The sequence below is a fragment of the Mucilaginibacter sp. genome (assembly GCF_036383575.1).
In the GTDB taxonomy this organism is placed as follows: Bacteria; Bacteroidota; Bacteroidia; order Sphingobacteriales; family Sphingobacteriaceae; genus Mucilaginibacter.
In genome coordinates, this window is the sequence record NZ_DASVOB010000397.1 from 1 (window position 1) to 5,600 (window position 5,600).

Sequence of the window (5,600 nt, forward strand, 5' to 3'; positions counted from 1 at the left end):
ACTGATGCCGACGCGGCCTGGTTCTGGGAACCATTAAAACTTAATGCCATGGTACGTAGCTATAACCCCGATGTGGTCATTAATCCAAGATCAGGAATGGTAGGAGATTTTCAGACCGATGAAGGTGGTGCGGATGTTAAGGGCCCTATTATTCCCTTCCCCTGGGAAAAATGCCTGAACCTTAACGAAACGAGTTGGGGATATAATAAAGCCCAACGGTTGATGCCGCTGGAAAAAATTATAACTATGCTTGTTAATACTGTTGACCGCGGCGGGAACATGTTATTAAATGTTGGGCCAGACCCGGATGGTGTTATTCCTCCAACGCATGTTGACCGGCTGAAGGAAGTGGGCAACTGGTTAGCAAAAAATGGCGAAAGCATATATCAAACTCGTCCCGGGCCTTTTCAACCCGTTGATGATTTTTATGGTGCTGCTTACAAAGGCAATAACATATACATCCACCTGCTCAAAATGCCTGAGGGTGAAACTGCTATTAAATTACCGCCAATTAAACAAACTGTTATTGCTTGTTCGGTGCTGCATGGTAAAAAAGTTAAATTCCATCAGGATGCAACCGGTATCAATCTTGATCTGGCCGCGTTAGAATTAGATCCAATCGCAACCACTCTGGTGTTAAAAACAAAAGGCAACTAACAGCTCCATTAATTATAATAAGCAATTCAACAATTACTTGCCGGGCGGCCACGGCCCGGCAACTTAAGCAATTAATTCTGCAAGAGATTTTAAAAATCCCCTCTTGAGAGCGGGCTGTTGTGTTCCAATATTGAGTTCTTAAAACTCGCGCGATAAACGCCCTGCGCTTGATCGTTAGTGTTAATTAAGCGTCCGCCCTACCGTAATACATTATAAACGTAAGCGTGGACGCTTACTTTGGTCGTAGTTTAAGCGAAAGACGCTTGAACTTGCAAAACATAATTAGAATGCCCCCTCTTGAGACTATCGTGTGGACACATCTTTAAGGAATTGTCATTTCGATAGAGCAGCGGCGGGTTGAGTGATGGAGCGAAAGAGAAACTATCTCTTGAGCGATAGCGAAAAATCTTCTACATCAGGCTCTACAACTATACCTGTAAAAACAGGATGTAGAAGATTTCTCCGCACCTCTGTCGCACAACCCCCACCCTGGTTCGTCGAAATGACATTTTTTTCGATAAATGACAAGATTAAAAAGATGTGTCCACGCGATAGCCTCTTGATAGGAAAATCGCGCAATTCCCCCGCTTTCATCCTTAAGTTAACGACTATAGCCAGAAGAATCCGTATCACAAATCAAATTAACCACCCTGGTGTTGCGTTACCTGTAAATTGAAATTTAGCCGATAATATTTATACGAAAAGGGGGTTTACATGTTTATTGAGAAACAATAGCTCAAGTATATAATTGTCAGACACTTAAATAAAAAACAACCCCGAATTGTGTTAACCCTGTTAACCCCTTTCATTAGTGTCAATCTATCTCCAAACTATATATTGCTTGAGTAGCTAAAAAAGTCAAAAAAAAGAGGCTGATCATGATGATTTACGCCGCTAAAGTTATCGAGGTAAAGAAGCAGGTACTGGTATGGTCCCGAAGCGGCAATTCCAACATAATTAATTTTTAATCCCAGAAGCCGATAAGCCTGCTCTAATCGCCCAAAAGTTGTTTTGTTTTGACAAATAGTGGTATTTGCCCTTTGCCGGCATCTCTATTTTTGGCCTGAAACGCTTTTATAAACCACAGTAAGGATCACATGAATATAAAACACAAAGTGTTGTTGCCGGGTGTAAGCCTTGCAATTTTATTAGGGTCGGCAGTGCTTAGCCGTTCTGCTACACCGCGGCACAAAATTCACGGCATCGCTCAAAGCGATACTACAGCAAACCTCTCCCCCTACTTTATTCCGGCAACGGCATTGAAAAAGACGCCGGACGCCGAAGGGTTTATCCGGCGCTGGTTACTACTGGAGCCCATTAATAAACCCAATCGAAGCAATACCGTATTTACCGACAGTTATCTAAGGTCGGCATTTACAACCCCTTATTTTCAAAACCAGTTTACAGGAGTTCCTAAAAACGGGGAAAAGGTAAAGGTTGAGAGCCAGGAACTAACCTGGCATGCACTGGAGAGCAACAATTTCAATGTTAAACTTTTCCGGTTTGCAACAGGCTTAAAAAAGCCTACCTATGGCGTTTTATTTTGGGCAGTAACCGTTGTCAACAGCCCGCGCGAAATTAAAAATGTAAGGTTGGCCGTAGGATCAAACTCGGCATCGATGTGGTGGCTAAATGAAAAGGAAGCTATTCTGTTATCGGGCGACAGGCGTATGGTAATGGATGACTGCGTATCACCCCACCTTACAATTAATAAAGGAAAAAATATTATCCGTGGTGCGGTGATCAATGGCCCCGGAATGAGTGATTTCTGTATCCGCCTCCTTGATGAAAAAGGTATGCCTGTAAAAGACCTCACAATTAGTTACGAATAAATTTGTTGATCAGCTTACTATGAACCTCATTACTAAAATCTCAGGCGCTATTGCCTCGCTTTCAATATGTGCAGCGAGCGCTGTTTTCGCGCAGGTAGGGAAACCATTTATACATGATCCGTCAACCATTATGTTATGTGATGGTAAATACTACACATTCGGCACCTTTGGCGGGGGATTGATATCCGATGATGGCTGGACATGGAACAGCGGTGCCGTAAGGCCAGGCGGAGGAGCCGCACCTGATGTTGTAAAAATTGGCGACCGTTATCTTATAGCATATGGTGCAACAGGCGGCGGCCTCGGAGGTGGCCACAATGGCAGGATCCTTACCGTGTGGAATAAAACACTCGACCCGAAATCGTCCGATTTTAAGTATTCGGAAGCTATAGTTGTAGCTTCATCCGACGGAAAGGAGGATAATGACGCCATTGATCCGGGGCTCCTTCTTGATCCAACCTCCGGAAAGTTGTGGTTATCATACGGTACCTATTTCGGATTTATCCGCCTTGTAGAGCTCGACCCCAAGACCGGCAAACGGATGCCTGGCAACAAGCCCATAAACATAGCAATTGATTGCGAAGCCACCGACCTGATGTACCAGGACGGATGGTATTACCTGCTTGGTACCCACGGCACATGCTGCGACGGTCCAAATTCAACCTACAATATTGTGGTTGGCCGCTCCAAGAAAATAACCGGCCCCTATCTTGATAACGTAGGGCGGGACATGTTAAAGGGCGGCGGCAAAATGGTGCTTGCGGCCAGCAAAAAACTGATCGGTCCGGGGCACTTCGGACGTATCATACTTGAAGATGGCGTTCAAAAAATGTCATGCCATTATGAAGCCGATTTAGACAGGAACGCCTACAGTGTATTGGGCATCCGTCCTTTGCTCTGGAAAAACGGCTGGCCGGTTGCAGGCAATATTTTTAAGGAAGGGACTTACGAAATTGCATCGGAAAGAAGAGGATATGCCCTCGAATTAGCAGTTGATTTTGTGCGGATGCCGGGTGGGATGCGATTTAACCGAAATAATGACGAACCTGTTAAAGCTGTTCCTCCACAGGAGCTAACAGATGTGGCCAACACTTGGCCAGCCGGAAATATCGGTGTCAGAATAGGCGACTATATGTCCCGGCCGCATCAAAAATGGACAATTACAGCGGTGCCTGATGCAGGCGGATACCCAGGCAGCCCCTATTATAAAATTGGGATAGCAGGAACCAACAGGGTATTGGCTTCCACGGCCGAAGCTGAAGTAATAACACTACCGGCATTTACCGGTGCGCCCGAACAACTATGGCGAATAGACCAATTAACTGATGGTAGTTACAGGATAATGCCCAAAGCTATTCCTAATTCAAAAGAGTCGCTGGCGCTGGTATCTTCAGGAGATAGCACACCGACACTTGCAAAATTTGATATGCACAGTGATAATTCAAAGTGGGTATTTAATGTTGACTGATGCATATTTTATGCAGGCAGATTTGATGACTGTATTTTTAAATAAGGAAGCCGCCTCATAATTGAATTACGAGGCGGCTTTTTGTTGTTTGCTTTTTTAATTGCCAACACTCCTCAATATTTAAGGACATATCATTGGAAAAAGGCATGGTAAAAAGGCCATACTGCTTTCTGATAGTTAAGTTATATTTTCACAAAGCCCCACTGTTGATTGCGGCTTCCGGAATAAGTCCATTGGTCAACTGCAATGCCGTTATTAAGCGAAGCACCCGTAACATCCAAGGCCTTTCCGCTATTTGCATTAATGATCTTATAATAGCCGTTGTCGGTTATCTGGATAGACCACTTTTGATTTGCACCGCCGCTGTAATCCCATAAATCCACCTGGCCGCCGTTACCGGTGTTCCAACCATAAACTTCCAGGCACTTTCCGGTGGCATGCATAGGGGTTAATCTATAGTAGCCACCGCCTGCATCTTCTACTTTAAATTGCTGGTTTGCTCCTGCTAAATAATCCCATTGGTCGGCCTGTGTTTGATTGGCAGTACCCCAGCCGGCAAATTCCAGGGCTTTAAAACTGTTTCTACTATAGATCTGGTAAACTTGCCCAATCTGAATTGTTGACGAGGTATTATTTTGCGTTCCCTGCATTACTGCCGCCATACCTTGTTGATCGGCCACTCCGTTCGTTTGCCTGTTAATGATCCTGAACGCATTATTACCCGCCGATCCGTCATCAAAATAAAATGGACGTAAACCGTATTGTAATGCCTGGTGTGTGATGTAATTGAGATAGTAAGCCCTGCCGGCAAGGTGCAACGTCAATGCATCTCCGGAAAGCGTTTGCTGCCGGTGAATTGCTCCATATTCCCCCAGGATAACCGGAATGCCTTTATCAATAAATTTTGACTTCATCAGCGGAAACTCTGCAACGGCATCTGACTCTTCGCCCCAGGTTGCATTTCGTGAAGCGTCGCTTGTAGAGTGGTAGCCACTACCCCAATAATAGAACATACTACCCCAGCTTGCGTCTGCGGTTAAACCTGTAAAATTATAGGGAGTATAATAGTGCACCTCCACCATCAGCCGATTGGACGCCGGATCTGTGGGAAGGGTATTCATTAAATTGTTAGAATTGTCAATATTGGTAGAGGGGCCCTGGATAAGCAGCACCCTGTAACTATTATGGCCGCCGGTTGACCTGACCGCGTTAACAAACGTTTGATGATAAGAAAGCAGCACGCTCATCCCTGTGGCGTCTGATACAGCAGGTTCGTTGGCACTGGCAAAGATCACATGTTCATCAAAACCACGCATTTGGGTTGCTATCTGCTCCCAAAAAGCCTTTTGTTTGGCATTAACATCAGCCTGTGCGGCGGTAGTACAATTATTTTCCAGCCATCCGCCATCCCAATGGATATTTAATACTACATACAAACCATCGTTAACACAATATTGAACAACCTGCTGCACCCTGTTGAGCCATGATTGCTGAATTTGCGCCGTGCTGCTGTTGGCATACTGATCCCACGAACAAGGGATACGCACCGCAGTGAAACCGGCTTTTTTAACCTGATCGATAAGCGCCTGGGTTACCGTAGGATTTCCCCATGCTGTTTCGCCGCCTGTAGCTTCGAGTGTATT

General features: G+C 45.1%; 4 protein-coding genes. 3 read left to right on the top strand and 1 reads right to left on the bottom strand.

The annotated features are described in order from the left end of the window. The 3 genes from VF500_RS13860 to VF500_RS13870 all read left to right on the top strand — a co-directional run. A partial coding sequence (locus tag VF500_RS13860; protein ID WP_330860235.1) for an alpha-L-fucosidase occupies positions 1–657 on the top strand: 657 nt, incomplete at its 5' end. 1,097 nt (positions 658–1,754) lie between these two features. Beyond that, positions 1,755–2,489 (top strand): hypothetical protein, encoded by a 735-nt coding sequence (locus tag VF500_RS13865; RefSeq protein ID WP_330860236.1) that lies wholly within the window; start codon positions 1,755–1,757, stop codon positions 2,487–2,489. A gap of 19 nt (positions 2,490–2,508) precedes the next feature. After that, positions 2,509–3,957, top strand: coding sequence for a family 43 glycosylhydrolase (locus VF500_RS13870; RefSeq protein ID WP_330860237.1), 1,449 nt, complete (start codon positions 2,509–2,511; stop codon positions 3,955–3,957). A 182-nt stretch (positions 3,958–4,139) separates the two neighbouring features. Here the strand turns inward: VF500_RS13870 and VF500_RS13875 are convergent. Continuing rightward, on the bottom strand, positions 4,140–5,600 hold a 1,461-nt coding region (locus VF500_RS13875), incomplete at its 5' end, for a cellulase family glycosylhydrolase (RefSeq protein ID WP_330860238.1).

Coding starts and splice junctions, on each gene's coding strand:
- VF500_RS13865 (WP_330860236.1), top strand. CDS start 1,755: ATGAATATAAAACACAAAGTGTTGTTGCCGGGTGTAAGCCTTGCAATT.
- VF500_RS13870 (WP_330860237.1), top strand. CDS start 2,509: ATGAACCTCATTACTAAAATCTCAGGCGCTATTGCCTCGCTTTCAATA.